Origin of the sequence: Kitasatospora sp. NPDC101155, assembly GCF_044768305.1 — a bacterium.
In the GTDB taxonomy this organism is placed as follows: domain Bacteria; phylum Actinomycetota; class Actinomycetes; order Streptomycetales; family Streptomycetaceae; genus Kitasatospora.
In genome coordinates this window covers 181,854-207,820 of the sequence record NZ_JBIWPN010000014.1, presented here as the reverse complement: position 1 = coordinate 207,820, position 25,967 = coordinate 181,854, and the positions used below count along the sequence as shown (strand labels likewise).

The following is a 25,967-nucleotide window of genomic DNA, read 5'->3' as shown; positions in this document are numbered from 1 at the left end:
GTCGGCCTGAGTGGTGACTAGAGCCCCTGGGCGAGCAGGAGTTCGTGGGCGAGGCGGGCGGCGCGGGCGGGGCGCTCGGGGTCGGGCTCCTGGTCGGGGATCTCCTCCATGCCCTGGACGAGGGCGCGGATGGCCTGGCCGAGGGCCCGGACCTGGGCTTCCAGCAGCTCGACGCGTTCGACGGCGCTCTCGACGTCCCGGCCGGTCGGGTGGAGGGTTGCGTCGGGTGGCTTGGCAGATCTGTCGGTTGTCATCGTGGGGCTCCTTGTGGGTGGTGGTCGGGCTATTCGGCAGGCGTGATCAGGCCGTAGTGGCCGTCGTAGCGGTGGTAGAGGACGTTGCCCCGTCCGGTGGACTCGTCGGTGTAGAACACGAAGGGCTGGCCGAGTGTGTCCATGCGCTGCTTCGCCTCGGCGGGGTTCATCCGGGGTGCGGGGGTGGGGCTGACGGTCAACGGCAGGGCAGTGGTGCCGAGTTGTTCGGGGTGGGGGTGGACCTGGGCGAGCCGATAGCCGGTGGGTGCGGTGTGGTAGAGGACGCTGTCCTGGCCGGTGTTGATTTCGGTGAACAGGTGGAAGTCGTAGTCCATGGTGTCCATCTCGAAGGCGGCCTCGTCGACGCTCTCGCGGGCGAGTGAGAAGGACTTGTGCCGGATGATCTCGCGTTCCTCGGGCGGGCGTGGGAAGTAGTCGGGCCGGTGGGCGGGTTCGTCACCGTGCCGCCACTCGTGCTCGCCGGCCTTCGGCACGCCGCCGCGCCTGGACTCCCAGTGCCGGCGCAGCCGGGCCAGTTGCAGGGCGAGGCGGTCGCGCAGCAGGTCGATCGCCTCGGACATGGACTCGGCGGCCACGTGCGCCCGGGCGGCGCGGCCGTTGACGTCCAGATTGGCCTGGGTGATGAACGGGCGCTCGGTGGCGGGGTTGTGCGTCCGGGTGAGGCGGATGCGGACGGACAGGACGGGCTCGCGGACCCCGTCGAGGAGGGTGAGGACCTTGGTGCGGGCGAGGTCCGCCGCGCCGGGCGGGAGGTCGCCCTGGGCTTCGATCTCGACCTCGGGTGTCTGGCTGGCCACTGGTTCGGTTGTCATCGGATCTCCTTCGTTCGCTGCTTCGGCTTCGCGGCTGCGGCCGAGTGGTTGTTAGGTGTAGCGGGTCAGGCCGCCGATCCCCTGCGCCGGCGTGCCAGGCGTTCCGGGTCGAAGGACCCGTACGTCGGCGCCGGTGAGCAGTGCGGACCGGACCGCGGTGTCCGCGAGGTCCGCTCGCACCATCGGTGTGCGGTCCGGGGGCAGGGAGGCGGGCTGGTCGGCAATGTGGGTGGGGCCCGGGCCGAACCAGGCGGTGCGGCGGCCGGCGAGCCCGTCGGTGATCAGCAGGGTGCGCAGGGCGCCGTCGGCGAGCGCTCGCATGGTCGCGTACGTGCCCTCGACGGTGTGGCCGCGGGGTGAGCGCTCGTCGTCGAGTCGGTGCAGCAGGGCTGCGGTTGCTTCGTGCCCGGCGCGGCGGGTCTCCGCCTCGATCTGGGCCATGCGGTGCGGCCAGGCGCCGTCCGGGCTGCGGCTGCCGCTGACCGGGCGGATGGACACGTCGCGGCGGACCCGGGCGGGCAGGTGCTTGGTGAGGAACTGCCGGGCGCGGACGTCGCCGGCCAGCATCAGCACGTGGGCGTCCACCTCGGCCAGCGCCGTTCCGAGTGCTTCGGCGACCTGGACGGCGTTGTGCTCCCAGGAGTCCTCGGCCCGGTGCTGGTAGCGCATCTGGGACCGGCCGCCGGGCCGGTTGCGCTCGATCTCGTCGTCCGCGCCGATGACGGTCCGGCGGGCTCCCTCCGTCGCACCGTCGAGGTAGAGCCGCAGGTCCGCTCCCGTACGGTCGACGACAGCGACCACGTGCGCGGGGTGATCCTGGCGCCAGGCCAGCAGCGGCAGCAGATGCGGCAGGGGCGCCCGCAGGACCAGGTCCCGCTGCTCACAGCCGGGCAGCACGGCCGAGTGCACCACCTCTCCGCCCGCGGCGAAGGCCGCGAGTACGCCAGCACCGGGCTGGGAGGAGAGGAAGCGCCGGGTCAGGGCGTCCAGCTCGTGGGCGCCGGCCCCCTGATCGGCGAGGTGGCGACACAGGCCCTGCCAGCGTTCCTCGGCGTCCAGGCCCATCTCCGGGCGCGGATCGAGGTCGAAGTAGACCGACAGGACGGGGCCGGGCGCGGTGAGCACATCGCGCAGGGCCCGGGTGCCGGTCTCTGTTCCGGTAGTCATGTGAGTTCTCCTCGAATCGGTCCGCCCGCGGCTGCGGGGCCCACGACCTCCTCTACGGTCCGGGCCAGCGCCTTCTGCGCGGAGCGGTCGATCTGGGGATCGGCCGCCGTCCTGGCCCAGGCGGTGATCGTCGGGTACGTCCAGGCCGTCACCGCCTCGACCGCCGCGCCGGTGAGCCGTGCCGGGTCGACGGCCCACCGCAGCGCCAGCCGGGAGACCGCCGAACCGTCCACCCCACGACGACGCGGCGCACCCTCCGGTCCTCACCGGCCACGGTGGACCTCGTTCCCTTTCCCACAACACCACCGTGCCCAGCCCACCCGCCCCGGTCCAAGGTCCGGTCGTCTCCACCGGATGGGGCCACCCGGCCCTGCCGCGCTTGGGAACGCGACGCCGGGGGCCGATCCCCGGCGGTCCAGCCCGGCTCCAGGGGCTCGGAGTCGCTGCGCTACGCGGAGTCGTGTGGTCGTATGTCGGCCTCGGGGCCGTGGCTGCGCGGCGCTGTCACGGCACGTGAACACGATGACCAGAGAAGGGATTTGATGCCGGACGGGGCGAGTCTCCGATCGCGGCCGCACGGTCGGCGCAGCAGCATCGGTCGCGGTCATGGCCCGGACGTCGGTGGCGTGGTGTGCGGTGAGTTCTCAGCGCAGCAGCAGCGCGTTCATGACGGTGCCGAGCATGCCGATCGTGTCGCCCTCGGTGCGGCCGATGCCCCACGCCGCGGCCGCGCGGCCGCGGAAGTAGTTCCCGCCGCCGAGGACGACGGTGGTCTGGACGCCGAGTTCGTGCACCGAGAGGATCTCCTCGGCGAGGTGCACGAGGCTGACCGAAACGGTCCCCCAGTCGGCTTCGTCTGTGAAGGCCTCACCGCTGAGCTTCACCACGACCCGCCGGTACCGGCCCGTGGCGGCCGCCGTCTCCCGCTCCTACGCCGGACTCCTGCGCCTCGGGGGTGACGAGTGACCGGAGATCCTTGGGGAGCGCGTCGAAGACGTGCTCCAGCTGCTCCGGGGGGATGTGCAGGAACACCGCCGCGGTGACGGCGCGGACGATGTCCCCGGCGTCCTCGGCCGGGAGGGAGGCCTCGTGGCCGAAGCGGTCGAGGTACTCCTGCCGGTCGAACTTCACCGGTGTGGGGTGCGGGTCCCAGCCCTCGTAGTAGACGCCCCGGACCAGGGTCGGCAGCTGCGCACCGAGGTGAGCCGCGACATCGGTCGGGAGTCGGTCGCGCAGTGTGTGCAGCCAGGCCCGCAGCAGCCGGTACGCGCGATGGCGGTCCTCCTCTTCTCCGGTGGCCTTGGCCACGTCGATGAGCCAGGTGTTCGCGGTCTGGACGGCGTGGTCGAAGTTGGGAAGTCCGGTACCAGTCATGATCGTCATACCTCTATGTGCCAGCGCTTCCCCTGCTACCGGCCTACGGGCGGAAGGCTCGGACGGGGGGCGCAGACGGCTTCGACGAACTCGGCGACCTCGTGCTGGTCCAGGTGCCGGGCGATGTCGGCCTCGCTGATCATGCCGACCAGCCGGTGGGCGTCGATGACTGGCAGGCGGTGGATCCGGTGCTCCTCCATGAGTTGCAGGACCTCGCCCTGGTCGGCGTCCGCGTCGACGGTGACCGGCTTGCCCTGAGCGAGTTCGCCGGCGGTCGTGGTCCTGGGGTCCCTGCCCTCGGCGAGGCACTTGACCACGATGTCGCGGTCGGTGATGATCCCGTGCAGCCGGTCGTCGGCGCCGCAGATCGGCAGGGCGCCGATGTCCAGCTCGCGCATCCGCTGGGCCGCAGTCTCCAGCGTTTCGTTCTCCTGCACGCAGGTCACCCCGATGTGCATGATGTCGCGTGCCGTGGTCATGATCGTGCCTCCCTTTGTGGTGCGAGTTCTCGACCTTGCCAGACGCCTCGAGGGCCGGCGGGTCGTCATGGGATGGCGCCGGGTGCGTTGATCCACCAGGCACGGACTACTGCCCCGAGCGGCAGTCGTCTCCTCCAGGGTCGTCCTCGTCGTGGAGCCTTCGCATCCCGAATCGCTCGCCGGCACCAGGTGCACGGTGAGGAGAGGCCACCGGTTGCCGGGCCGCAACCACGGTCGTGCTGTCTCCGTCGTCGGCGCCTGCGCGGATTGCCCGCGGTGGTGCTCGGGATGAGCTTGGAAGGGTGAGGCGCCACGAGGCCGAGGAAAGAAGGGCGAGCGCGACGAGCTCACCGCCCTGTTCGGGTTTCCGTGGAGCGGAAACGGGGATCATATAAATGGAAGAAGGACTCCGGGATTGGACACGGAGATGGGCGGTCTTGTTGGCCGTGCACCGTGCGATCGTGTTCCGCGAGAAGCGGACAGAGTCCTCCTTCTGTTTGCTTTTCCGGGTTGTTCTCCCCGCCCCCACTGATGGGATGCGCCGTCCCGGCCGGGACGGCGCACTTTCGGGTCGTAGGCCGAACCGGCTCGCTCAGTTGGGGAGCCGCTTGGACCAGCGCGGTTCGACCTGGCTCCACTCCGCGTCCCACTGGGCGTAGCGGTGGTGGTTCAGCATGCGGACCGAGCCCTTCCATGCGGCCAAGCACAGGAATGAGACGATTCCGGCGGTCATGGCTGCGGTTGTCCAGGCGGCCACGGTGGCTTGGCCGCGGGTGATGGGCGCGGAGGCGACCGCGTCATGGTGGTCGACCCACAGCGGGACGGGGGTTCCGCCGGACTCTCCGGGCCACACGTAAACGGTGGTGGTACGGGTCGTGCCGTCGGATGCCGTCCACGCGGCGGTTGCCGGGACCTTGCTGTAGTCGTTGTTCGAAGGAAGGGTCGTGGCGGCCCCGCCACTTCGAGCAGATGGACAGATGTGAGACCTGTCCCGGACCTGCCGAGGGCGACCGGATGCGGAGCAGTGCGCAGGACCTCTGCCACGCGTTCGTGGATGGGCCGGTAGACGGTTCGGCCGTCCTCGATGGCGGTGGTCAGGTAGCCCGTGAGGTGGCTGTCGCGCACCACGCGGATGCAGGTGTCGGGCGCCTCGCAGCGTGGCTCGAGGCCACGGACGGCGGCGGGCCACACCGTTGCCCAGGGGAGTCCGGCTCCGAGGGCGAACGCCGTCGCGCGCAGGACCGCCAGGAGGTCCTCGGGCCGGGAGTGGGTGTGTTCGGCGACGTCCGCGAGGTCCTGCCTCAGGAGTTCCTCCGTCCCCGCCTTCAGCCGGCTGCGCCACTCCCGGTCGTCCGCCGAAGGTAGGAAGTAGGTGCCGTGCAACTGCTGGGCCGCCAGGCGAGCGTCAAGGAAGGATGGGGCGACCTCGTGTGCGACTGCGGCGGCGGCCCGGGCGACGTCGTTGTCGCCGCGGTGCAGCAATCGGGTCCCCGTCGCGGGAGTGGCGCGCAGTAGGGCGGCGGTGTAGGCGGCGATGTCGTCCCTGGCGGTGTCGTCGTCGGTGCGCAGCGGGGTTCGGGCGCCGGTGGCACCCGCATCACCGACCTGGCCGGCCGACCACCGCTGGCTGCTGAAGCGCCTCACCGGGCCGTTGCGCAGGGCCGGCTGGACCGAAGACGAATACTGCTGGGACGCCGATGACGAGGACGAGCCGATGCCCGCCACCGCAGTCTCCGTAGAATTCTCACGCTCAGTGGTACGTCTACACCTTCATCGCGCACCGGTCCCGTCCGGGCGGTGAAGGCGAAGATCCGTGTCCTGACGCACAAGACATCGCAGCAGGACTTCGCGTCCGTGCTGGTCAGGCTTGCCCAGATCATGCGCGGATGGGCCAACTACTTCCGACATGCCGTGGCGAAATGGACCCTGCTGGCCGAGGGTGTGTACGCCTGCCGGATGGAGCCCTGACCACCGAACCGGCCCCGTCCGTGTGCATCCCTCAGCGGTGAACGGACGGGGCCTTGGTTGGCTGCTCGTCGACCAGGGCTCTTGCCGTGTCTCAGACCTCGCCGAGGGCGACGTTCGGGTTCGTCAGGCGGTCGGCGTCCACCACACGCTTGGAGACGATCAGTTCGCGGATCGGGTCGGTGACATCCCAGAGGTTCATGTTCATACCGGCGAGGACCCGGCCGTCCTTGAGCCAAAACGCAATGAACTCGTTGGCCTTCACGTCGCCTCGGAACACCACCTGGTCGTAGCCGTCGGGCTCGACGTAACCGAGGTACTCCATGCTCAGTTTGTCCCGCGACGCCACCGGCTCGTTAGGATGCCTAGGTGTCCACTCGGCATCGGTGAAGAAGTACGGCACCCGGTCGTAGACCGCGTCCGAGCGTCCGATCATCGCCCGGGCGGCGGTCTGCGGCTGGTTGAGGGCGTTGGCCCAGTGCTCGACCCGGACGTGCCGCTCGAACAGTGGGTGGAAGGCGTTGGCGACGTCGCCGGCCGCGTAGACGTCCGGATCGGAGGTGCGCAGGTGCTGGTCGGTCTTGATGCCGTTGTCGACCTCCAGCCCGGCCGCCTCGGCGAGCCCGGCGGCGGGGACGATGCCGATGCCGACCACCACCGCGTCGGCGGCCACCTCGGTGCCGTCGCCGAGCCTCACGCCGCTCACCGTGTCGTCGGCACCGGTCAGTTCGGTGACCTGGACGCCGAAGCGCAGGTCCACGCCGTGGTCGCGGTGCAGGTCGGCGAAGACCTGGGCGACCTCCCGGCCCAGCACCCGCAGCAGCGGCAGCTCCAGTGCCTCCAGGACGGTCACCTCGGCGCCCGCCGTGCGGGCGGCGGCCGCCACCTCCAGGCCGATCCAGCCCGCGCCGATCACCGCGATCCGGGCGCCCGGCCGCAGCGCCTCCTTGATCCGGTCGCTGTCCTCGACCCGGCGCAGGTAGAGCACGCCGTTCTGGTCCGCTCCGGGCACCGGCAGCCGGCGCGGCACCGAGCCGGTGGTCAGCAGCAGCTTGGCGTACTCCACCCGGCCGTCGTCGGTGAGCGTCACGGTGTGCCCGGCCGGGTCGATGGCGGCCACCGCCGTGCCCAGGCGCAGCGTGACGTCGTGTTCGGCGTACCACTGCGGCGGGTGGACGTAGATCTTCTCCCGGGACTCCTTGCCGAGCAGGTAGCCCTTGGACAGCGGCGGCCGCTCGTACGGCCGCTCGTGCTCGTCTCCGATCAGGACGATGCCGCCCCGGTACCCGGCCTCGCGCAGTGCCTCGGCCGCCTTGGCGCCGCCCAGGGACGCCCCGACGATCACGATCGGACGCTCCCGCCCCTGTCCCGCTCCGGTTTCCGTGCCCGCCATGGTCAACTCCTCGCTCTCCGCCGCAGATCAGGCCCCAGCGTGTCGCCGTACGGGTGGCGTGTCGAGACCGCGACGGGCGCGCCGCGCCACGCTCGCCCGTTCGGGTGAATGAGCGGTGCTGCGCCCGAACGTGCGGTCCTGGCGGCCGAACGCGCCGCGCTACGGCGTCATCGCCTCCCTGACCAGGGCGGTGTCGGTGAACTGTTCGAAGCGGACGATCCGGCCGCCGCGCACGGTGAAGTGGTGGGCCACCCGGACCGCGAGCGGCTTTCCGGTGGCCTTGTGGACGGCCGTGTAGCGGGCCAGGACCACCACGTTCTCGCCGTCCACCACATAGGTGTCGTCGTGCGCCGTCCAGTCGTCCCACTCGGCGGACAGGCGCTCCATGACGCCGGCGGTGACGCCCTTCGGGGTGCGGTAGGTGCCGGCCAGCGGGAAGCCGGCCATCTCGGTCCACTCGACGTCCTCGGCGAGGGTGGTGCGCAGCGCGGACAGGTCGCCCCGGGCGGAGGCCAGGTACTGGCGGCGGACCACGTCGGCGGGGGCGGCGGACTCGGCGAAGGTGGCGACGTCCCGGGGGATCTCGATCATCGCGCGCTCAACCCCAGGCCATCTCGCCCATGGCGACCTTGGTGCCGATGTCGACCGCGATCCTCAGCCCGAGCTGCGGGAAGCGCCGCTCCAGCGCCTCCTTGGCGGCGGCCGCGTCCGCCGCCCGGCCCAGCTCGGTCTCGAAGGCGCGCAGGTAGGCGCGGGTGTGGTCGAGCGCGTTCAGGTCGGTGGGCGCGTCGGCGATCCGGTGGCCGGCCGCCACCCAGGTCGGCTGGAGCGCCTCGATGCCGTCCACCAGGTCGATCCAGGCGGCGCGCTGGGCGGAAGTGGGGGTGTCGGCCGTCCACACGTGCAGGCCCTCGAAGAGCAGCACCCCGCCGAGCACCGCGCGGTGGTGGTGCTGCCACAGGTAGTGCCGGTCGGGCAGGTGGAAGTCGGAACCGCGCAGCTCGAACCGGTGCCCCTCGAAGACGAGCTCGTCCCCGGGCAGCACCTCGGGCCGGACCAGCCGGGTGGGCAGCTCGGGGCCGAGGTGGGACCAGGCGCGCAGCTTGGCGTCGAAGGTCTCCTGGATGTGCTCCACGGTCGAGGAGCTGGCCAGGAAACGGGCCTGCGGGAAGGCGTCCTGGACCTCCTGGGCGCCGAAGTAGAAGTCCGGGTCGCCGTGGCTGATGAAGACGGTGGTCAGCCGCTTGCCGCTGGCGCGCACCCGCTCGACCAGGCGGCGCCCGTCGGAGCGGGTGAACCCGGCATCCACCAGCAGGGCGTTGTTCGGGCCGGTGACCAGGACGGAGGTCTTGTTGAGCGAGCTGTCGGGGCTGTCGATGATCTCGAAGTCGAGGGCACTCATGCGTCGCGCTGTCCTTCCTCGGGCCGGGCACGCCTCGCCGCCAGCATCCGTGCTGGCGGCGGCGTCCGCATCCGGAAGGTCAGTGCCGGGTCCAGAGCGTGAGGTCGCTGCTGGTGGCCACCGCGAGGGTCCGGCCGGTGGGGGAGAACCCGGCGGCGCGGAACTCGGACCAGTAGGCGTGGAAGACGTGCCACCAGGCCGTGCCGTGCCCGCCGCTCCAGGGGCCGGCCGTCAGCAGGACGCGGTGGCTCGGCCACTCCGGGGAGATCACCTCGACGCCCCAGCCGCCCGCCGCACTGTTGTGCAGGCCGCCGCCCCACATCCCGGCCACCGGGATCCGGACGTCCGCGACCGGGCCGATGCCGGGGCAGGAGAGATCCGCGCCGTCCGGGTCCTCCTCCGGGTCGTACTCGCGCTCCAGCTTCTCGCCCGTCACCGCGTCGAACAGGCCGTGCCCGCTGCTGGAGACCGTCAGCACCAGGTCGTGCCCGGTCTCGGGGTGGACGGCGAACCCGATGCCCTGCAGCGCCCCGACCGGGATCAGGCCCGGGCCGACGGGCCGCCAGGGCCTCGGCGGGGCCGTCACCTCGGTGGCGGCGGTGATCCGGTTGTGGAGCTGCTGCTGGAAGGGGGTCAGGGCCATGGTGATGATCATCCCAGCCGGCCCGGGCTACTCGGATTCGGTCGGCGCGAGCCGCAGCACTGCCAGCGCCCCGACCGCCGTGGTCGCCGCCAGGCAGACCCACAGCAACCCGGGCCCGGCGGCCAGCAGCGCCGTCAGCGCCGCCGGCGCCGCCGCCCGGCCGACCCCACTGGACAGCTCCCAGCGCGCCAGCGCCCGCCCGAGCAGGTGCGGTGGCGCGGACGCCGTCACCAGGGCCGTACCCGAGCCGGTGTAGAGGATCTCGCCCAGCGTGTACAGCACCGCCACCGCCGCGATGCCCACCGCGCCCGAGGTGCCGCCCAGCGACCCGGCCGCCCAGAAGCCCAGGTACGACACGCTCAGCGCCGCCCCCGCGGCAGCCAGCACGGCCCGCCGCGAACGCTTCGCCAACCGCAGCACGATGGCCAGCTGCAACGCGATCACCAGCACCGTGTTGCCCACGAACACGCCCGAGGACCACGCCGCAGAGGTGTGCAGATGCAGCACCAGCAGCGCGGGCAGTGCCACCTCCAACACGTCGAAGCAGAACGCGTACGGGAGGTTGGCGAGGCTCAGCAGGTTGATCCGGCGCAGCGGTTCGTGCCGTTCCCGCGGACTCACCCGGTGGGCCTTGTGCGGCGCGCGTACCCGCAGCGACCCCACCAGCGCGGCGGCGACCAGGCAGGCCACGCCCGTCACCCCGGCCAGCAGGCGGATCGCGCCAGCCCCGTCGGCCACCGCGACGGTGGCCAGCAGCGCGCCCGCGCCCAGGCCCGCGTTGCGCACCGACTTGCCGGCGGCGAGCGCGGCGTCCCGCAGCCGTCCCTCGGTCAGGGTGCTCACCACGGCGGCGTGGGTGGTCGGCCAGGACTGGCTGCCCACCCCGAACAGCACCGCCGCAGCGGTGAACAGCGGCAGCCCGTCGGCCGCGAGCAGGGTGAGCGCGCCCGCCGACCGCAGCACCAGCGTGACGGCGGCGGGCAGGGTCCGGGCGCCGCTGTCGATCCAGCGGCCGGTCAGCGGCACCACCAGCAGGCCGACCACCATCCCGGCCGACAGCGCCAACCCGACCGCGCCGGCGTGCAGGTGCAGCACCCCGACGCCGTACAGCAGCAGGAACGGGCGCAGCATGCCGCCGCCCACCGCGTCCACGGCGAGCGCCGCCGCGTACCGGGGGCCGCCGGCGGCGGTCAGCAGGCTCAGCAGCGCGGACGGGTTCCGACGGCCGGCGCCGATCGGTGCGGCGGGCGGCTCGCCGTTGCGGACGGCGGCGTGGTCATGGACGGACTTCTCCTGGATCAGGCTCATGGCCGGTACCGTCCGCCCGGTTCGGGCCCGGTGGCACGTGGATTGACGGTTCGCGTCAATCGGCGGCGGCCGGGGTTCGAGGGGGTGGCAGGATCCTGCACGTGAACGAGCGAAGCGAGCGAACCGTCAAGAGGCGCGTTGTGGCGAGTGCCTCCGCCGCGTGGTGGGGGTACCCCCGGCCGGAGGCTGGGGGAGAGGTGGGCGCATGAGCGTGACGATCGACATCACCGGTCTGCCCGAGGAGCGCCTGCTCTTCGCCCCCTCCCCGCTCGCCGAGCTGAACGCCATGCTGCACGCGCTCGCCGAGCCCGCGCACCATCCGGCGCTGCACGGCTGGGTCGCGAGCACCACCACCGCGATCCCGCCCGAGCTCGCCGAACGGCTGCTGGAGGCCGACTTCCTCTGGCGCTCCTCGCGGGCCGACTTCCTCGTTCCCGCCCTGCCCGGCGCCACCCTCACCGAGGAGCTCGACGCCGTCGACCGGATCGACGACGAGCTGTACGTCGCCTCCGCCCTCATCACCACCTGCGGCTCCTCCCGGCTCAACCGCAAGACGGCCTCCCCGCTCACCGACCCCGTGGCCAACGAGCGCGCCCGGGAGCTCTCCCTCGCCCGCGGCCCCCGGCAGGCCGCGTTCGCCGACCGGCTGCTCGCCGACCCGCCCGCCGTCCGGGCGCTGGTGCGCAGGATGCTGGAGGACTGTCAGTCCGCGTTCTTCGCCGATGCCTGGCAGCGCGTCCTGCCCGGCCTCGCGGCCGACGCCCGGCACAAGGCCGACCTGCTCGTCCGCCGGGGCCTCGCCGAGGCCGTCGGCGCGATCTCACCGTCCGTCACCCTCGACGAGGGCGGCGGGCGGCGGCGGATCGTCATCGACAAGTTGCAGGACAGCACCACCAGCGGCACCGCCAGCGGGGGCGTCACCTTCATCCCCAGTGCCTTCGGCCGCCCCCACCTGCTGGCCGTGCACGCGCCGGGCTGGCGGCCCGTCCTCCAGTACCCCGTCGCCGAGGCCGGCCTGCCCGAGCCCGTCTCGCTCACCCTCGTCCAGCAGCGCCTGGAGGCGCTCGCCCACCCGATCCGGCTGCGCCTCGCCCGCACCATCGCGCGCGGCCCGCACACCACCGGCGAGCTCGCCGCCTCCTGGCAGCTCAGCGCCCCCGAGGTGTCCCGGCACCTGGCCGTGCTGCGCAAGGCCGGGCTGCTGATCACCGAGCGGCGCGGGCGGTACATGCTCTACCAGCTGGACCTGTCGTCCAGTGCCCGGCTCGGCTCGGACTTCCTGGAGGCGATGCTGCGGTGACCGGGAACAGTAGCCGGCCGGAACACGTTCGTCCGGTCATGACCGACGACGCTGCCCCTGTTGCCCCGCCCGAGATCCTCCGTTACGCCGCCTTCTCCACCCGCCCCGAGGGCGGAAACCCGGCCGGCGTGGTGCTCGACGCCACCGGGCTGACCGGCGAGCGGATGCTCGCCATCGCCGCCGAGGTCGGGTACTCCGAGACCGCCTTCCTGACCGCTGGTCCGCTCCAAGGTTCTTACGCCGTACGGTACTTCAGCCCGCTCGCCGAGGTGCCGTTCTGCGGGCACGCGACCGTCGCCTCCGCCGTGGCCCTGGCCGAGCGCACCGGGCCCGGGCGGTACGTGTTCGGCACGGCGGCCGGTGACGTCCCGGTCGAGGTCGAGCGTTGCGCCGACGGCGTGCTGCGGGCGACCCTCACCAGCGTCGAGCCGAGGACCGAGGAGGTGCCGGAGGCCGATGTCGCCGAGGCGCTCGCCCTGCTCGGCTGGTCCGCCGCCGACCTGGACCAGGCCCTGCCCCCGCGCATCGCCTACGCGGGCGCCCGCCACCTGGTCCTCGCCGCCGCCACCCGCTCGCGCCTCGCCCGCCTCGACTACGACTTCGACGGGCTGGCCGCCTACATGCGCGCCCGCGACCTGACCACCCTCCAGCTCGTCTGGCGCGAGGCCGCCGAGGTCTTCCACGTCCGCGACCCCTTCCCGGTCGGCGGCGTCGTCGAGGACCCGGCCACCGGCGCCGCCGCCGCTGCCTTCGGCGCCTACCTGCGCGAGCAGGGCGCGGTGACGGCCCCGGTGGTGCTGACGCTGCACCAGGGCGAGGACCTCGGCCGCCCCGGCGTGCTGCGCGTCGAACTGCGCGCCGAGGACACCCGGGTGCGGGTCTCCGGCGCGGCGGTGGCGATCCCGTAGGGCGCGGCTCCGCGGGAGCCTCCGGCCGGTGACCACGCTGGTGGACTCGATGCTGTCCTTCGCGACCACCGGCCGGATCGGCCCGGCGGTTGATTGATCACCTGTACCTACTAGTATGTACGGTCGTGGCCGAGTGAATCGGTCCCGGTCGGCCGACGGAGAGGAAACCCGAGATGCCCTTTGTCCGGATCGATGCCCTACGCGCCGACGCCGCACGGCTGGACGCGCTCGGGCGCGCGGTGCACGAGGCCCTGGTGGAGACGACCGGCATTTCGCCGGAGGACAACTTCCAGGTCCTGGTCAGCCACGACGGCGCCAACAGCGCGCTGCGCTACGGCGACTACCTCGGCGTGCACCGCGACGACGGCATCGTCTACATCGCGATCACCCTGCGCGCCGGCCGGACCCCCGACCAGAAGCGGGCGCTGTACCGGAGGATCGCCGAACTCGCCGAGCAGTACGCGGGCACCGAGTCGCGGAACGTGTTCGTCACCCTCACCGAGAACGCGTCGATCGACTGGTCCCTCGGCAACGGCCTGGCGCAGTACGCCCCGTCCGCCGACCCCGGGCTCCAGAAGTAGAGCGCCATGCCCCCATGTGCCCGCAGGTGTCCGTCGCCCCGGAAAACCGTTCGCGCTCGGATGCCCCGGTGGGCGAAGCTGCCCGGATGCAGCGAGCGAACAGCCGGACCGTGACCGTCGATCTCACCTACGGGAACGAGTACTTCGGGCGGCTGGGCCCCTTCGGGGTGGAACTCGGCTGGTGGTCCTCCGTCGACGGGGTGGTGGCCCGGGCGGCCGAGTCGGCCGGGGTGCCGGTGCTCGTGGCCCGGCTGGTCGACGGGCACAGCGAGGATCCCGGCCACGGCGGTCGGGTCCGGTACCACGCCGAGGCACTGCGGCGGCCGACGGCGCTCAACTCCCGCCCCCTGGACGGCGAAACGGCCGCACTGCTCGCCCCCGCCCCGCTGCGGGCCGCCTGGGCGACTCCGGAGGGCCTGCGGGAGGCCCTGGGCTGGGCGGAACTGGAGCTCCTGGCGATCGATCGCCCAAGTTCCGCCCCCGCACGGCAGATTCGTACCTGGAACCTTTCCGGCCTCCTCCGCCTCCCGACGGCCACCGGCACCGACGCCTGGCTCAAGACCACCACCCCCGCCTTCAACGCCCGTGAGGGCGAGGTCATCGCGCTGCTCGGCGGCGTCGACCCGACCCTCGTCCCGACCGTCCTCGCCGCCGACCCGGCGGGCGGGCGGCTGCTGCTCGACCACGTCCCCGGCGAGGACTGCTGGAGCCCCTCCGCCGAGACCGTCGCCGACGTCGTCCCGCGCCTGGTGGCCGCCCAGGCGGCGCTCGCCGAGCGCCGGACCGCCCTCGCAGGCCTGCGGGACCGGACGCCCGGCGCGCTGCTCGCCCAGCTGACGGCTCTACTGGACCGGCTCCCCAGCGAGACCGACCTGACCCCCGAGGAGCTGCACCGCCTCCGCGCCTTCGCCGCCGACCTCCCCGAGCTGCTGGACCGGCTGGCCGCGTGCGGCCTCCCCGAGACCCTGGTGCACGGCGACTTCCACCCCGGCAACTGGCGCTCCGACGGCGCGAGTTCGGTGGTCGTCGACTATGCCGACGCCTGCCTCGGCCACCCCGCCCTGGACGGCCTGCGCCCCCGCGCCTACCTCACCCCGGTGGCCTGGCGGCACCATGCCCGGGTCTGGACGGACGCCTGGCGGCAGCACGCCCCGGGCTCGGACCCCCGCCGGGCACTGGACCTCGCCGAGCCGCTCTACCACCTGTCCTACGCGCTGCGGTACCAGGAGTTCCTGGACCACATCGAGCCCAGCGAACGCCCGTACCACGAGGGCGATCCGGCCGCGGAGCTGCGCGCCGTCCTGGCGTGGGCGCGGCGCGGCTAGGTTCTTCCGGCTCAACGGGCGGACCGGATGAAGACGCCCACGATGTGGAGTCCGGCTCGGAAGACGGTGGTGGTCTTCTCGTAGCGGCCGGCCAGGCCGCGCGGGACTTTCAGGCGGTGTCGAACGCGGGTGCGTCGCCAAGCCCGCCGGCCGGGGCCCCTTTTGCCGGGCCCCGGCCGCGTTCTGGTGCGAGCGCACGATCGTGGAGTCGACTGCGACCTCCCGGTCCAGGTCGCCCTCGGCATCCGGTCCGGCGACGACGGCTCTGTCCGTTCCCACTGCGCGTCAGTCAACGGCACGACCAGATCAATGTTCTGAGACCAATCGTCTACCAGGGTTCGTGCTCGTCGTCGCGACAGTGCTTGTTGCGTTTGATGGTGGTGGGGTCGTTGGCGGTGTGGGTGGCGCTGTCGCCGCCTCCTGTGACGGTGGCTTTGTTGGTGACCTCCTGGGCAACGTCGCGGTCGCAGGAGACCTTGACCTTGAGGGTGATGGGCGGGTAGCTGCCGCCTGCTGCCAGGACATCGCTGCGCGTGCACGTGAGGGTGGCCTGGGTGCAGTTCCATCCGGTGCCGTCGATGCGGTGGGCGATGAGTCCCGGCGGGAGGGTGTCGGTCACGGTGACCGTGCTGCCATCGGTGGCGCCAGGCCCGGTGTTGCCGACCTCGATGGTGTAGGTCCCCCGCTTGCCCTGGACGAATTTCCCGGTGTGGGTCTTGGCGATGGTCAAGGAAGGGGTGACCACCGTGTAGGAGACGATCACCTGACCGTTTTTGTTCGCCGTCCCGATGCTCGAGTCCGCATAGGCCGTCCCGGTGCCCGTCGGAGTGGCGAAGCTGCTGCCTCCGCCACCACCGCCACCACCCGCGCGGCCGAAACCGCTGTTGCCGGGGGCGGAGGCGCCGCCTCCGCCGCCGCCGAAGTAGCCTCCGCCTCCGCCTCCCCCGGCCCCGGCGGCTACGCAGTTGCCGCCGGTGTTGTGGCCGCCGGTGCCGCCCGCGCCGCCGCCGTTGTATCCGGCGGTGCCGGTTCCGTTGCAGCCGGCGGTGCCGGTGCTGCCGACGTTGATGGTGAAGGTCGTCGGGGCACTGGTTGGCGGCAGTGTGGTGACGACGCGTCCCCCCGTCCCCCCGGTCCCGGTAAATCCGCAAACGGTGCCGGTGTTGTCGGCGCCGCCGGCGCCGTCCGCGGTGATGGTGACGATCGCGTTCGCGGGGACGGTGAGGGGCTGCGGGGTCCCGGTGAAGCCGAAGGTGACCGATGGATCAGTTCCTCGTACCCCGGTGGCCGGCTTGGCCCCCGCTGGTGCGGAGGTCGCGGGTGTCAGTGCGGTGCCGGACAACGCCACGCACAGTCCCGCCACGACTCCTGCCCGCCGCCACTGTTCACGAGTGCCGACGCCTGTGCGGGCTCGGCTTCGTCCTGCCCCCACCCCGGTGGGAGGGTGTTGTGGGGCGTGATGTCTGACCACTGATGTCTCCTGACGTCCTGGCTTGAGGTGAGGCCGCTCTCCACCGTGCGGCAGCGCGGCAGATCACACTCCAGTCGATCACTTCTTGTAATCGGATACATGCGATAAGTGACGGGAGTGAGAGGGGCTCGGACCTGGTGACGTGTCATCCGGGACCGGGGTCCGGGCTGGGTCCGGGCTCCGTCGAATGGCTGACGTCCGGTCAGGGTGTTCAGCCCGGTGCGACTGTGGTGTTCGAGTCGGCGGGGCCTCAGGAGGCCGGGCCCGCCGCCACCCCGCCGGTGGTCGCGGCGTCGTACAGGGCTCGGGTGGCGGGACCGAAGTGGGCGCTGTAGGAGATCTGTGGGGTGTTGCCGCCGGTGTGGTAGCCGCCGATGACCCCGATCACCGCCCAGCCGCGCGGCCACGGCACCAGCATGGGCCCGCCCGAGGTCCCGCCCACGAAGCCGTCGCACGCGATGCGTTCGAAGGTGCCCGGATCCGCAGGATCGTCACTGACCCACCTGGTGGTCCAGCTCAAGCACTCCAGCGGCTTCTGTGCGCTGCCCGGGTACCCGATCATCCGTACCGGAGCGTGGGAGTAACCGGTGCCGGTGAGCAGCTGGACCGCGCCCACCACGTCCTCCAGCCGGTGGCCGTCCTGGTTGCGCTCGGTCACCGCGAACCCGAAGTCGTACGCGGCCCCGGCGTGCTCACCCCTGGCGTAGTACTCCTGCGCGACGTAGACGCCGTCGTCCTTGACGGGGAAGATGCCGAACGGCTTGAGTCCGTCGTGGTACTGCGGAACGAACCCCAGGTTCCGCTTGGGGGAGGTGCCGGAGTACCCCTTGAGACAGTGCCCCGCGCTCAGCACCAGGTTGTGGTCGGGACTGTGCACCACGGAGGCGCTGCACGTGCGGCCCGTGCCGTCGGCATCGGTCCAGAAGAACGCGCCCGCCTGCGGGATGCCGTCGAAGCTCTTGCTCGGAGGGATGAACTCGCCGGGCCGGGGCCCGTCCGCCGCGGCGGGTGCGGTGGGTTCGGTGTCGCCGGGCAGTGCGGCCGCCATGCGGGCCGCGGTCCAGTACGTGCCGAGCCGCTCCGCGGCCGGATTGCCTGCGTTCGGCGTTGCGGCGGAGGCGGCCGGGGCGAGCCCGGCGCCCAGCAGCAGCGCGGCTGTGGCCGCTGCGGCATTCCTGAGGGCTGTGGCCCTATATACCATCATCTGCCCCTTTGTTCATGGTTGATGAACATATTGCCGTTGCGGCCGGACCTCGCTGCGGAGCCGCGCGCCGTCCTGGCGTGGGCACGGCGCGGTCAGGGCCTACCCGGCAGGCCGCGCAGCTCCCCGATGCGCAGAAGTCGTGCGAAGAGGAGGAACAGCAGCGCCATCGCGGTGGCGCCGGCGCCGGTGGCGGCAGCGGTCAACTTGGCGTAGGTGCGGCAGATCCGCCGGTGCGGCGCCGGAGCCGCAGGGCCGTGAGCAGCAGGTCGATGGCGTAGGACAGGGCGTAGGCGGCGGCCATCCCGGTGACCGCCCACCGGGTGGACAGCAGCAGGTGGCAGGCCACGGCCAGGGCGATGTTGATGCCGCTGATCCACAGCGCCATGCGGAAGGGCGTGCGGGTGTCCTCGAAGGCGTAGAAGCCGCGCAGCAGGAGGTACTGGGCGGAGAACGGGATCAGCCCCAGGCCGAAGGCCTGCAGCATGTGGCCCAGCGGGACGGTCGTCGCGGCGTTGGCGGCTCCGTGGGCGAACAGCAGCTGCGCGATCTGCGGGCCGAAGGCGGCGAAGAAGAACGCCGCCGGGACGATGACGACGCCGCTGACCCGGAGCGCGCGGGAGAGGTCGGCGCGCAGGTCGTCCAGGCGGTGCTCGGTCGCCGCCCGGCTCATCCGCGGGAGGAGCACGGTGATGAGGGAGACCGTGACGATCGACTGGGGGAGCATCCAGATCTGTTGGGCGTAGCTGTAGGCGGTGTAGCCGACCCCGTCGTCGGGCAGGGCGGCGTCCGCCGCGGACGCCAGGCGGGTGACCACGGTGCTCGCCACGAGGTTGGCCAGGACGAACAGCAGGGTCCAGCGCGCCGCGCTCACGCTCTTGCGCAGGCCGGTGCCCCGCCAGTCGAAACGCGGTCGCAGCCGGAAGCCGGCCGCGCGGGCGTACGGGATCAGGGCGAGTGCCTGGAGGGCCAGGGCGAGGGTGGCATCTTCGGGCAGACCCTCAACGCCCGGAACCGGTTCGGGGCGATGATGTGGACCCCGGTCCTGAACAACATCGTGCTGATCACGATGGCCGGTGGTGCCGTCGGAGACGCCGAGGCTGTGGGACATGGGGGTGAGCGGGCCGACCGGCATCGTTTCCGAGGACACCACGGTGAAGGTGGCCAGGGCGACGGCGAGGACCGGTGGCCAGCGGTGGGTGGTGGGTGAGTCGGTCGGAGGTGCGAGGGTTTCCGCATTCGTCATGCGGTCGGCCCACCAGCCGGAGGAAGGGCTGAACAAGATCGAATAGCTCATCGATGCATTAGCTCAGCTCATTGATCTCAGGCCCGGAAAGCCCCGGTGCCGCCCGCCGCCTGCTGCCGCAGTCGCAGCAGGCGGCACCGGGCGGCACCGGGCGGCACCGGGTGGCGCCGGTTGGTCCGTCAGTCCGCCGGGGCGATCCGGTACCCGCCGCGCGCCGAGTGGAGGGCGAGCGCCTCGACCGGGCAGAACTCGACCGCCTCGGCCAGCCCGTCCGTCAACTCCGCGCCACCGTCGGCGTATTCGGCCACCGGCTGGGCCCGTCCCTCGGCGTCCAGGGCCAGCGAGCCGGGGGCGCTCAGCGCGCACATCCCGGAGCCGATGCAGCGGTCCCGGTCGACCCGGACCACCACGTCCTCGGTCTCGGCGGAGCCCGTCACCAGGAGACCTGCAGCGCGTTGGGGCTGCGGGTGAGCAGCCCGTGCCGCCAGTCGATGCCGTCGACCGGGCCGGCCATCCGCAGCGCGGGCAGGCGGCGGGCCAGCCGGTGCAGGGCGAGTTCGAGCTCCATCCGGGCCAGCCAGGCGCCCAGGCAGTGGTGCGGACCGGCGCCGAAGGTGAGCATCGGCGCGGCCAGCGGGGAGAACAGCTCGGTGCCGAGGTCCCCGGTGTAGACCGACGGGTCCTGGTTGGCGGCGTTGGCGTCGGCGGCCACCACGCTGCCGGCCGGGATCACCACCCCGCCGATCTCCACGTCCTCCACCGTGCGGCGCAGCAGTCCGGGCATGTACTCCTGGGCGTCGCCGAGCGGGACGGCGCGCAGGATCTGCTCGGTCGCGGCGGCGGCGCTGGCCTCGTCGGAGGCGAGCCGCTGCCAGGCCTCCCGGCCGTCCTCCAGCAGGTAGACCAGGGCGTTGCCGAGGCTGGTCATGGTGGTCTCGTGCCCGGCCATCACCAGGCCGATGACCAGCGCGATCAGCTGCCCCTCGGTGATCGAGCCGTCGTCGGCGGCGGCCGCGAGCAGACCGCTGACCAGGTCCTCGCCAGGGGCCGCGCGGCGTTCGGCGATCACCTCGGCGCCGAAGGCGGCGAACTCGGTCATCGCGGCGCTGATCGCCTCGGCGGTGTAGGCGGTGGTGGACAGCGCGTGGTCGCTCCAGTGCGCCAGCCGCTTGCCGTCGAGGTTGTCCAGGCCCATCAGACGGCTGATCACCGCGACCGGCAGCGGACGGGTGTAGGCGGCGACGATGTCGGCGGGGGAGCCGTGGTCGATCAGCTCGTCGATCAGTGACTCGACCACCGAGGCCACCCAAGGCTTCCAGCGGGCGATCGCGCGCGGGGTGAACGCCCGCTGCACGGTACGGCGCAGCCGCTGGTGCTCGGTGCCGTCGATGTTCAGCATGCCCTGCGGGTCGTCCAGGATGTTCGGCGTGACCGTGACCGGCGGCGCGTCCGGCGCGTAGAGCGGGGCGCGGCCCAGGCGGGGGTCGGTGAGCACCTGTCGCACGTCGGCGTGCCGACTGACCAGCCAGACCGGGGTGCCGGTGGGCAGCGCGGCGAGCCGCGGCGGGCCGGGTTCCAGGTGGCGCAGGCAGTGCAGCGGGGGGAGCGGGGCGATGCCGGTGCCGGCACCGGTCGCACTGTTCTCGGTGGACATCCGTACTCCAGACTCCAGGTCAGCGGGCCGCGCGGGGCGGTCCGACGGGGGGTGATCCGGGATCGTGCGGGGACGGGCGGTTCGGCCGGGCGGCTCGACTCAGGGCCGGGGTGCGGGTGGGCCATGGTGCGGGTGGGCCGGGAAACGCAGCTCGCGCAGGGGCGCGGGCCCGTGCGCGGGATGGTGCGAAACGTGCGGGGGCGTACGGTCGGTACGTGCCCGGCACGGGCGGCGCGCGGTGGCGTGCCGTCAGGTGGGGCGGGTGTGCTGAGCGTGGTCACGTGGACCGCTTCCGCTACGACCGTACGTGGACGGCGGGGCAGCCGTCTGCGGCACTTCCAGCCAACGGCGGTGCTTTCCGGGCAGTTCGTAGCACGCTGACAGGCGCTCAGCGCCACCCTCGCGCCCCCGGTGCCGAGCCGCGCCGGGGCGGGCGCCGCGTGAGACGCGGTCAGGCGGCGGATATGCGCCCGGCACGTGCGGTGAGCGGGATCACCCGACCCGCTCCGACGACGGCCGACCGGCCGGGCGCTACGCTTCGTGGGCAGAGCTACCGGAGTCCCTCTACAGTTCCTCTGCAGTCGTTCGTCGCAGGTCACGCCCGGTGCAGAGCCGCACCGGCCGACGGAGGTGGATTCGGATGCCCCAGCAGGTCAAGGCAGTCATCGCGCGCGCCAAGGGCGCGCCCGTGGAGGTGACCACGATCGTGGTGCCGGACCCGGGGCCGGGCGAGGCGGTGGTCCGGATCCAGGCTTGCGGCGTCTGCCACACCGACCTCCACTACCGCGAGGGCGGCATCAACGACGAGTTCCCGTTCCTGCTCGGTCACGAGGCCGCGGGCATCGTGGAGTCGGTCGGCGAGGGCGTCACCGAGGTTGAGCCCGGCGACTTCGTCGTCCTCAACTGGCGCGCGGTGTGCGGCCAGTGCCGCGCCTGCAAGCGCGGCCGCCCGCAGTACTGCTTCAACACCCACAATGCCGAGCAGAAGATGACGCTGCTGGACGGCACCGAGCTGTCCCCGGCCCTGGGCATCGGCGCCTTCGCCGAGAAGACCCTGGTCGCGGCCGGCCAGTGCACCAAGGTCGACCCGACCGCCGAGCCGGCCGTCGCCGGCCTGCTGGGCTGCGGCGTGATGGCGGGCCTGGGCGCCGCGATCAACACCGGCAACGTCGGCCGGGGCGACTCGGTCGCCGTGATCGGCTGCGGCGGCGTCGGCGGCGCGGCCGTGATGGGCTCCCGGCTGGCGGGCGCGGCGAAGATCATCGCCGTCGACATCGACGACCGCAAGCTGGAGACGGCCCGTACGCTCGGGGCCACCCACACCGTCAACTCCCGTACCACCGACCCGGTCGAGGCGATCCGCGAACTCACCGGAGGCAACGGCGCGGACGTCGTGGTGGAGGCCGTCGGCCGCCCCGAGACGTACCGGCAGGCCTTCTACGCCCGCGACCTCGCCGGCACCGTCGTCCTGGTCGGCGTCCCGACCCCGGAGATGACCCTGGAACTGCCGCTGCTGGACGTCTTCGGCCGCGGTGGCGCCCTCAAGTCCTCCTGGTACGGCGACTGCCTGCCGTCCCGCGACTTCCCGATGCTGATCGACCTCTACCTCCAGGGCCGCCTGGACCTCGGCGCCTTCGTCACCGAGACCATCGAACTCGACGCGGTGGAGCAGGCCTTCGAGCGCATGCACCAGGGCGACGTCCTCCGCTCGGTGGTGGTGCTGTGACCTCCGCCCGTATCGACCGGCTGGTCACCGCCGGGACCTTCGAGCTGGACGGCGGCAGCTGGGAGGTGGAGAACAACGTCTGGATCGTCGGCGACGACCAGGAGGCGGTGGTGATCGACGCCGCACACGACGCGACGGCGATCGAGGCGGCGCTCGGTGGGCGGCGGCTGGTGGCGATCGTGTCCACCCACGCGCACAACGACCACATCGACGCCGCCCCGGCCCTCGCCGAGCGCACCGGGGCGCCGATCCTGCTGCACCCGGACGACCTGCCGCTGTGGAAGCTCACCCACCCCGAGCGGCTCCCGGACGGCGAACTCGCCGACGGGCAGCGGATCGAGGTGGCCGGCACCGGGCTGACCGTGCTGCACACCCCGGGGCACGCGCCGGGCGCGGTCTGCCTGTACGCGCCGGAGCTGGGCACCGTGTTCACCGGGGACACCCTGTTCCAGGGTGGCCCGGGTGCGACGGGGCGCTCGTTCTCGCACTTCCCGACCATCATCGAGTCGATCCGCGAGCGGCTGCTCTCGCTCCCGGCCGAGACGGTGGTGCGCACCGGCCACGGCGACCCGACCACGATCGGCGCCGAGGCCCCGGCCCTGCCGGAGTGGGTCGCGCGCGGGCACTGAGCCGTAGGTCCTGGCGCCGGTCCGGATGCCGCCGGTTCCGATGCCGCTACGGCCCCCGGGACGTTGATCGTCTCCCGGGGGCCGTACCATCCCGATCATGGCCCACGACCCGCGCGACCTCGACGAAGCCTTCCTCGCCTTCTGGCGCGAGCGGCACATCTCCACCCTGACCACCATCCGGCCGGACGGCTCGCCGCACGTGGTGCCGGTCGGCGTGACCTTCGAGCCGAAGACGGGCACCGCCCGGGTGATCACCAGCCGTACCAGCCGCAAGGCGCGCAACGTCGCGGCGGCCGGGGCGGAGGGCCTGCGGGTCGCGGTCTGCCAGGTGGACCGGGCCCGCTGGTCCACCCTGGAGGGCGTCGCGGTGGTGCGCGACGAGCCCGAGCAGGTCGCCGACGCGGAGCGGCGCTACGCCGAGCGCTACCGCACGCCCCGGGAGAACCCGGACCGGGTGGTCATCGAGATCGCCGTGGAGCGCGTCCTCGGCCGCGCCTGAGGGCCCGCGCGACGGTCACTCCGCGAGCGTGGGGGGCGATCCGGCGCAGCACCGACGGCCAGCCCTGGGCCATGCCCTGGTGGGCCGGCCGGCCCATCGGGGTGGCTATGTTCTTCCGAACGCGCGCCGGCGGGTCACACGGCCTGCAGGGGTTCCTCGAACAGCTCGGCCGGCAGATCGCGAACCGGCTCTGATCGTCGGCAGGCTGCGAACCAGCACCCGTCCGACGGAGACCCGGTCGCCGGGTGACGTCATTTCTGGTGGACATCCGCAGCGCTCGAGATCGACGACCACCCGAGAGGACCCAACACCTGATGTCCATATGGCCCTCGATCGTTGCAGTGCTCGGTACCCTCGCCGGTGCCCTGACCGCCGGACTCCTCCAGCACCGTTCGGCACGGACCGCACGCGCCGAGGAGCGCGCCGACAGCCACCGCCAGGACCGGCTCGGCGCCGTCACCGAATTCGCGGCCGCCCTGGACGCGCACCGCTCGGCGATGTTCCATCGGGAGCGCCTGGCCCTGACCGAGGCCGAGCCCGAGCACCAGCTGGAGGCCCAGACGAGGTCCCACGACACCCGGGCGGCAATCACCGCGCCCCACATCCGCCTTCAGGTCCTGGCCCCCGAGCTGGCCGGCCCCGCCCAGCAGGCCGCCGATGCCACGTACGCGCTGCGCAAGGCCGTCGACCGGGCCGAGCTGGACGCCCGGCGGCACGCGGCCAAGGAAGCATCCGTCGCCTTCATCGCCGCGGCCGCCGTGCTGCTGGCTCCCACAGCCGCTGACTGAGGGCGACCACCGCCGGCGTCCCGGCCGTCCGCTCTCCGACCTACCCGACCTCGACGGCACCGGGCGGTTGAGCTCAAGTTGGCCGGAGTTGACTGGCCGAGCCGTCGACCGGGCTTTGCGGCCAGGGTTGTGGATGGACCGTCACCGTCCCGCAACGGCAGGCGATCACCGTACGGCCGCTCGTACGTCGATCAGATCTTCGCCTGCATGGGCTAGCCTGCCCCCGGGATCGCAACACGCGGTGCAAGAGGGGGAATTGGTGTCCAGAATTCGTTCGGGGACGACGCGCCGGGCCGCTGCGGCACTTTCGGTCGTGGCGCTCTCGGCAGCGGCGCTGCTGGCACCGGTGACCGGGGCCGCCGCTGCCACCACGCCGGTCGACGCCGCCACCGCCGGCCTGCAGATCATCCAGCACTGACGGCCCTGCCCACGCGCCGTCACCACAACGCAAGTTCCACGAGGGGAAACCGATGTCCCGCACGACCACCCGCCGCACCACCGCGACGCTCACCGCGGCGGCCACCGCCGCGACCCTGCTCGCCCTGACCGGCACCGCCGCCGCAGCCGACGCCCCGCAGTCCGGCACCGAGGCGACCGTCACCGTCGGTGCCCGCAACGCCGCACCGGTGGTCAGCCCCGACGGCGGCACGGCCTACGTCGCGGTGACCGAGGCCGACAACACCTCCACGGTGAAGGTGGTGGACACCCAGACCGGTGCCGTCACCGGGCGGCTGGCCCTCGGCACCCTCCAGTGGAGCGCCCACCCGGCGCTCAGTGCGGACGGCTCACGCCTGTACGTGCTCGACGGCCAGCGCCTCAGCGTGGTGGACACCGCCACCCTGACCCTGCGTGCCACCCTCGCCCTGCCCGACCAGCCCCGCCCGGCCGGCTGGACCCCGGGTTCGACCGCCGGACTGGCCTTCAGCCCGGACGGATCCACTCTGTACGTCTCCCAGAACGGAGCGACCGCCTACCGGCAGAACGGCCAGAGCCGGGTGCTGGCCTTCGCCACCGCGCAGCAGGCGTTCACCACCGCGGTCCAGGTCCCGGCGCCCTTCGTCGGCGCCCCCGCGGCCCGACCGGGCACCGGCGACGTGTACGTCGGCACCAGCCAGGGCGTGGTGCACGTGACCACGGCCGGTACCACGCCCGCTGTGGCCGGCACCGTCCAGGGCACCGCCGCGAACCTGGACTACAACCTGGCGTTCACCCCCGATGGCAAGCGCCTGTTCGCCCTCGCCGAACTCGGCACCGGCGCGAGCACCCTCATCGACCCGGCCACCGACACCGTCACCAGCACCTTCCAGCCCGCCGGCAGCGGCGACGCGCTGGAGCACCCGCAGGTCAGCGCCGACGGCAGCCGGCTCTACCTCACCGACAGCAACTACGGCACGAGCAGCGCCTCGGTGCTCGCCCTCGACACCGCCACCGGCGCCCCCGTACCCGCGGAGACCGCCGGCGACCTCGACGAGACCGACCTCACCGGCCTGGCCCTCGGCCCCGACGGCCACACCTTCTACGTGGGCGGCACCGCCGGACAGAGCGCCAACCTCCAGATCGTCGCCCACTGACCGCCCGCACGACGGCCCCTGCCCGCCGTGCGGGCGGGGGCCCTTTTTCTCCCTGCCGCACACGGCTCCTGACCGCGCCGCAGGTCCGGACAGCGGCACGGGAGCTGACCGGCCGTCCGCGAGGCGAACCGGCTGCTGGAGGCGCGGCAGGAGTTCGCGCTCCTGGACGGGAGGCGGCCGGAAGCCGCGGGTCGCGGAAGCCGGCTCCGCACGGCTCGCGTCCTGCGTGCCGGGATCCCCGATGGAGCGG

General features: G+C 72.6%; 27 protein-coding genes and 1 pseudogene. 10 read left to right on the top strand and 18 right to left on the bottom strand.

Going from position 1 to position 25,967, the window contains the following annotated elements; genetic code table 11:
• Nucleotides 1-17: 17 nt before the first annotated feature.
• From ACIRYZ_RS22880 to ACIRYZ_RS22845, 8 genes are all read right to left on the bottom strand, one after another.
• Nucleotides 18-254 carry a hypothetical protein gene (locus tag ACIRYZ_RS22880; protein WP_402946857.1) on the bottom strand — a complete coding sequence of 79 codons (237 nt, stop codon included), beginning with the start codon at nt 252-254 and terminating at the stop codon, nt 18-20.
• 29 nt (nt 255-283) lie between these two features.
• On the bottom strand, nt 284-1,087 hold the full coding sequence (locus ACIRYZ_RS22875) for an HPF/RaiA family ribosome-associated protein (protein WP_402946854.1): 804 nt from the start codon (nt 1,085-1,087) through the stop codon (nt 284-286).
• 51 nt (nt 1,088-1,138) lie between these two features.
• Entirely contained in the window at nt 1,139-2,254 is a 1,116-nt protein-coding gene (locus ACIRYZ_RS22870; RefSeq protein WP_402946851.1) for a Vms1/Ankzf1 family peptidyl-tRNA hydrolase, read from the bottom strand.
• Nucleotides 2,251-2,487: a universal stress protein gene (locus ACIRYZ_RS22865; protein ID WP_402946848.1), complete on the bottom strand. Its 237-nt coding sequence runs from the start codon at nt 2,485-2,487 to the stop codon at nt 2,251-2,253. The genes ACIRYZ_RS22870 and ACIRYZ_RS22865 overlap by 4 nt, the downstream gene beginning before the upstream one ends.
• 411 nt (nt 2,488-2,898) lie before the next feature.
• A complete protein-coding gene (locus ACIRYZ_RS22860; RefSeq protein ID WP_402946845.1) occupies nt 2,899-3,141 on the bottom strand; it encodes a hypothetical protein in 243 nt (80 codons plus the stop codon).
• Nucleotides 3,122-3,628 (bottom strand): DUF2267 domain-containing protein, encoded by a 507-nt coding sequence (locus ACIRYZ_RS22855; RefSeq protein ID WP_402946843.1) that lies wholly within the window; start codon nt 3,626-3,628, stop codon nt 3,122-3,124. The genes ACIRYZ_RS22860 and ACIRYZ_RS22855 overlap by 20 nt, the downstream gene beginning before the upstream one ends.
• Before the next feature lie 35 nt (nt 3,629-3,663).
• Nucleotides 3,664-4,107 (bottom strand): CBS domain-containing protein, encoded by a 444-nt coding sequence (locus ACIRYZ_RS22850; RefSeq protein WP_402946840.1) that lies wholly within the window; start codon nt 4,105-4,107, stop codon nt 3,664-3,666.
• A 592-nt stretch (nt 4,108-4,699) separates the two neighbouring features.
• Nucleotides 4,700-4,840, bottom strand: coding sequence for a hypothetical protein (locus ACIRYZ_RS22845; protein WP_402946837.1), 141 nt, complete (start codon nt 4,838-4,840; stop codon nt 4,700-4,702).
• Between the two features lie 1,064 nt (nt 4,841-5,904).
• Here ACIRYZ_RS22845 and ACIRYZ_RS22840 point away from each other — a divergent pair.
• Nucleotides 5,905-6,075: a group II intron maturase-specific domain-containing protein gene (locus ACIRYZ_RS22840; RefSeq protein WP_402946835.1), complete on the top strand. Its 171-nt coding sequence runs from the start codon at nt 5,905-5,907 to the stop codon at nt 6,073-6,075.
• Nucleotides 6,076-6,166: 91 nt separating this feature from the next.
• Here the strand turns inward: ACIRYZ_RS22840 and ACIRYZ_RS22835 are convergent, their stop codons facing one another.
• The 5 genes from ACIRYZ_RS22835 to ACIRYZ_RS22815 form a co-directional block, all read right to left on the bottom strand.
• The gene (locus tag ACIRYZ_RS22835; RefSeq protein ID WP_402946832.1) at nt 6,167-7,465 is read right to left on the bottom strand and encodes an NAD(P)/FAD-dependent oxidoreductase; all 1,299 of its coding nucleotides are present in this window, start codon (nt 7,463-7,465) and stop codon (nt 6,167-6,169) included.
• A gap of 159 nt (nt 7,466-7,624) precedes the next feature.
• On the bottom strand, nt 7,625-8,056 hold the full coding sequence (locus ACIRYZ_RS22830) for a nuclear transport factor 2 family protein (RefSeq protein WP_393040262.1): 432 nt from the start codon (nt 8,054-8,056) through the stop codon (nt 7,625-7,627).
• A gap of 7 nt (nt 8,057-8,063) precedes the next feature.
• Entirely contained in the window at nt 8,064-8,867 is an 804-nt protein-coding gene (locus ACIRYZ_RS22825) for an MBL fold metallo-hydrolase (protein ID WP_402946828.1), read from the bottom strand.
• A gap of 79 nt (nt 8,868-8,946) precedes the next feature.
• A complete protein-coding gene (locus tag ACIRYZ_RS22820) occupies nt 8,947-9,510 on the bottom strand; it encodes a hypothetical protein (RefSeq protein ID WP_402946825.1) in 564 nt (187 codons plus the stop codon).
• 27 nt (nt 9,511-9,537) lie between these two features.
• A complete protein-coding gene (locus ACIRYZ_RS22815; RefSeq protein WP_402946822.1) occupies nt 9,538-10,818 on the bottom strand; it encodes an MFS transporter in 1,281 nt (426 codons plus the stop codon).
• A gap of 205 nt (nt 10,819-11,023) precedes the next feature.
• Here ACIRYZ_RS22815 and ACIRYZ_RS22810 point away from each other — a divergent pair, with 205 nt between their 5' ends.
• The 4 genes from ACIRYZ_RS22810 to ACIRYZ_RS22795 all read left to right on the top strand — a co-directional run bounded on the left by ACIRYZ_RS22810 (nt 11,024) and on the right by ACIRYZ_RS22795 (nt 14,932).
• The gene (locus tag ACIRYZ_RS22810) at nt 11,024-12,118 is read left to right on the top strand and encodes a DUF5937 family protein (RefSeq protein WP_402946820.1); all 1,095 of its coding nucleotides are present in this window, start codon (nt 11,024-11,026) and stop codon (nt 12,116-12,118) included.
• A gap of 38 nt (nt 12,119-12,156) precedes the next feature.
• A complete protein-coding gene (locus ACIRYZ_RS22805) occupies nt 12,157-13,026 on the top strand; it encodes a PhzF family phenazine biosynthesis protein (protein ID WP_402946817.1) in 870 nt (289 codons plus the stop codon).
• 173 nt (nt 13,027-13,199) lie between these two features.
• Nucleotides 13,200-13,607: a tautomerase family protein gene (locus tag ACIRYZ_RS22800; RefSeq protein WP_402946814.1), complete on the top strand. Its 408-nt coding sequence runs from the start codon at nt 13,200-13,202 to the stop codon at nt 13,605-13,607.
• An 86-nt stretch (nt 13,608-13,693) separates the two neighbouring features.
• Complete coding sequence (locus tag ACIRYZ_RS22795; protein ID WP_402946811.1) at nt 13,694-14,932, top strand: phosphotransferase family protein; 1,239 nt, start codon at nt 13,694-13,696, stop codon at nt 14,930-14,932.
• Nucleotides 14,933-15,260: 328 nt separating this feature from the next.
• Here the strand turns inward: ACIRYZ_RS22795 and ACIRYZ_RS22790 are convergent, their stop codons facing one another.
• From ACIRYZ_RS22790 to ACIRYZ_RS22770, 5 genes and pseudogenes are all read right to left on the bottom strand, one after another.
• Nucleotides 15,261-16,295: a hypothetical protein gene (locus ACIRYZ_RS22790; RefSeq protein ID WP_402946808.1), complete on the bottom strand. Its 1,035-nt coding sequence runs from the start codon at nt 16,293-16,295 to the stop codon at nt 15,261-15,263.
• 358 nt (nt 16,296-16,653) lie between these two features.
• Nucleotides 16,654-17,607 (bottom strand): trypsin-like serine peptidase, encoded by a 954-nt coding sequence (locus ACIRYZ_RS22785; RefSeq protein WP_402946805.1) that lies wholly within the window; start codon nt 17,605-17,607, stop codon nt 16,654-16,656.
• A gap of 92 nt (nt 17,608-17,699) precedes the next feature.
• A pseudogene (locus ACIRYZ_RS22780) lies at nt 17,700-18,586 on the bottom strand (lipid II flippase MurJ); the annotation flags it as partial.
• Nucleotides 18,587-19,029: 443 nt separating this feature from the next.
• Complete coding sequence (locus ACIRYZ_RS22775) at nt 19,030-19,287, bottom strand: ferredoxin (protein WP_402946803.1); 258 nt, start codon at nt 19,285-19,287, stop codon at nt 19,030-19,032.
• A complete protein-coding gene (locus ACIRYZ_RS22770; RefSeq protein WP_402946801.1) occupies nt 19,284-20,504 on the bottom strand; it encodes a cytochrome P450 in 1,221 nt (406 codons plus the stop codon). The genes ACIRYZ_RS22775 and ACIRYZ_RS22770 overlap by 4 nt, the downstream gene beginning before the upstream one ends.
• A gap of 640 nt (nt 20,505-21,144) precedes the next feature.
• Between ACIRYZ_RS22770 and ACIRYZ_RS22765 the strand changes: the two genes are divergently transcribed.
• From ACIRYZ_RS22765 to ACIRYZ_RS22745, 5 genes are all read left to right on the top strand, one after another.
• Nucleotides 21,145-22,230 (top strand): S-(hydroxymethyl)mycothiol dehydrogenase, encoded by a 1,086-nt coding sequence (locus ACIRYZ_RS22765; protein ID WP_402946798.1) that lies wholly within the window; start codon nt 21,145-21,147, stop codon nt 22,228-22,230.
• Entirely contained in the window at nt 22,227-22,859 is a 633-nt protein-coding gene (locus ACIRYZ_RS22760) for an MBL fold metallo-hydrolase (RefSeq protein ID WP_402946795.1), read from the top strand. Before ACIRYZ_RS22765 ends, ACIRYZ_RS22760 begins: the two co-directional genes overlap by 4 nt.
• A gap of 97 nt (nt 22,860-22,956) precedes the next feature.
• The gene (locus ACIRYZ_RS22755; RefSeq protein ID WP_402946792.1) at nt 22,957-23,358 is read left to right on the top strand and encodes a pyridoxamine 5'-phosphate oxidase family protein; all 402 of its coding nucleotides are present in this window, start codon (nt 22,957-22,959) and stop codon (nt 23,356-23,358) included.
• 314 nt (nt 23,359-23,672) lie between these two features.
• Nucleotides 23,673-24,146 (top strand): hypothetical protein, encoded by a 474-nt coding sequence (locus ACIRYZ_RS22750; protein ID WP_402946790.1) that lies wholly within the window; start codon nt 23,673-23,675, stop codon nt 24,144-24,146.
• 470 nt (nt 24,147-24,616) lie between these two features.
• Entirely contained in the window at nt 24,617-25,717 is a 1,101-nt protein-coding gene (locus ACIRYZ_RS22745) for a YncE family protein (protein WP_402946788.1), read from the top strand.
• The last annotated feature ends 250 nt before the right edge of the window (nt 25,718-25,967 follow it).

Excerpts from the sequence above, each read along its gene's own strand:
- ACIRYZ_RS22880 (WP_402946857.1), bottom strand. The coding sequence starts at position 254 with ATGACAACCGACAGATCTGCCAAGCCACCCGACGCAACCCTCCACCCG.
- ACIRYZ_RS22875 (WP_402946854.1), bottom strand. The coding sequence starts at position 1,087 with ATGACAACCGAACCAGTGGCCAGCCAGACACCCGAGGTCGAGATCGAA.
- ACIRYZ_RS22870 (WP_402946851.1), bottom strand. The coding sequence starts at position 2,254 with ATGACTACCGGAACAGAGACCGGCACCCGGGCCCTGCGCGATGTGCTC.
- ACIRYZ_RS22855 (WP_402946843.1), bottom strand. The coding sequence starts at position 3,628 with ATGACTGGTACCGGACTTCCCAACTTCGACCACGCCGTCCAGACCGCG.
- ACIRYZ_RS22850 (WP_402946840.1), bottom strand. The coding sequence starts at position 4,107 with ATGACCACGGCACGCGACATCATGCACATCGGGGTGACCTGCGTGCAG.
- ACIRYZ_RS22845 (WP_402946837.1), bottom strand. The coding sequence starts at position 4,840 with ATGACCGCCGGAATCGTCTCATTCCTGTGCTTGGCCGCATGGAAGGGC.
- ACIRYZ_RS22835 (WP_402946832.1), bottom strand. The coding sequence starts at position 7,465 with ATGGCGGGCACGGAAACCGGAGCGGGACAGGGGCGGGAGCGTCCGATC.
- ACIRYZ_RS22830 (WP_393040262.1), bottom strand. The coding sequence starts at position 8,056 with ATGATCGAGATCCCCCGGGACGTCGCCACCTTCGCCGAGTCCGCCGCC.
- ACIRYZ_RS22825 (WP_402946828.1), bottom strand. The coding sequence starts at position 8,867 with ATGAGTGCCCTCGACTTCGAGATCATCGACAGCCCCGACAGCTCGCTC.
- ACIRYZ_RS22820 (WP_402946825.1), bottom strand. The coding sequence starts at position 9,510 with ATGGCCCTGACCCCCTTCCAGCAGCAGCTCCACAACCGGATCACCGCC.
- ACIRYZ_RS22815 (WP_402946822.1), bottom strand. The coding sequence starts at position 10,818 with ATGAGCCTGATCCAGGAGAAGTCCGTCCATGACCACGCCGCCGTCCGC.
- ACIRYZ_RS22810 (WP_402946820.1), top strand. The coding sequence starts at position 11,024 with ATGAGCGTGACGATCGACATCACCGGTCTGCCCGAGGAGCGCCTGCTC.
- ACIRYZ_RS22805 (WP_402946817.1), top strand. The coding sequence starts at position 12,157 with ATGACCGACGACGCTGCCCCTGTTGCCCCGCCCGAGATCCTCCGTTAC.
- ACIRYZ_RS22800 (WP_402946814.1), top strand. The coding sequence starts at position 13,200 with ATGCCCTTTGTCCGGATCGATGCCCTACGCGCCGACGCCGCACGGCTG.
- ACIRYZ_RS22795 (WP_402946811.1), top strand. The coding sequence starts at position 13,694 with ATGCAGCGAGCGAACAGCCGGACCGTGACCGTCGATCTCACCTACGGG.
- ACIRYZ_RS22785 (WP_402946805.1), bottom strand. The coding sequence starts at position 17,607 with ATGATGGTATATAGGGCCACAGCCCTCAGGAATGCCGCAGCGGCCACA.
- ACIRYZ_RS22770 (WP_402946801.1), bottom strand. The coding sequence starts at position 20,504 with ATGTCCACCGAGAACAGTGCGACCGGTGCCGGCACCGGCATCGCCCCG.
- ACIRYZ_RS22765 (WP_402946798.1), top strand. The coding sequence starts at position 21,145 with ATGCCCCAGCAGGTCAAGGCAGTCATCGCGCGCGCCAAGGGCGCGCCC.
- ACIRYZ_RS22755 (WP_402946792.1), top strand. The coding sequence starts at position 22,957 with ATGGCCCACGACCCGCGCGACCTCGACGAAGCCTTCCTCGCCTTCTGG.
- ACIRYZ_RS22750 (WP_402946790.1), top strand. The coding sequence starts at position 23,673 with ATGTCCATATGGCCCTCGATCGTTGCAGTGCTCGGTACCCTCGCCGGT.
- ACIRYZ_RS22745 (WP_402946788.1), top strand. The coding sequence starts at position 24,617 with ATGTCCCGCACGACCACCCGCCGCACCACCGCGACGCTCACCGCGGCG.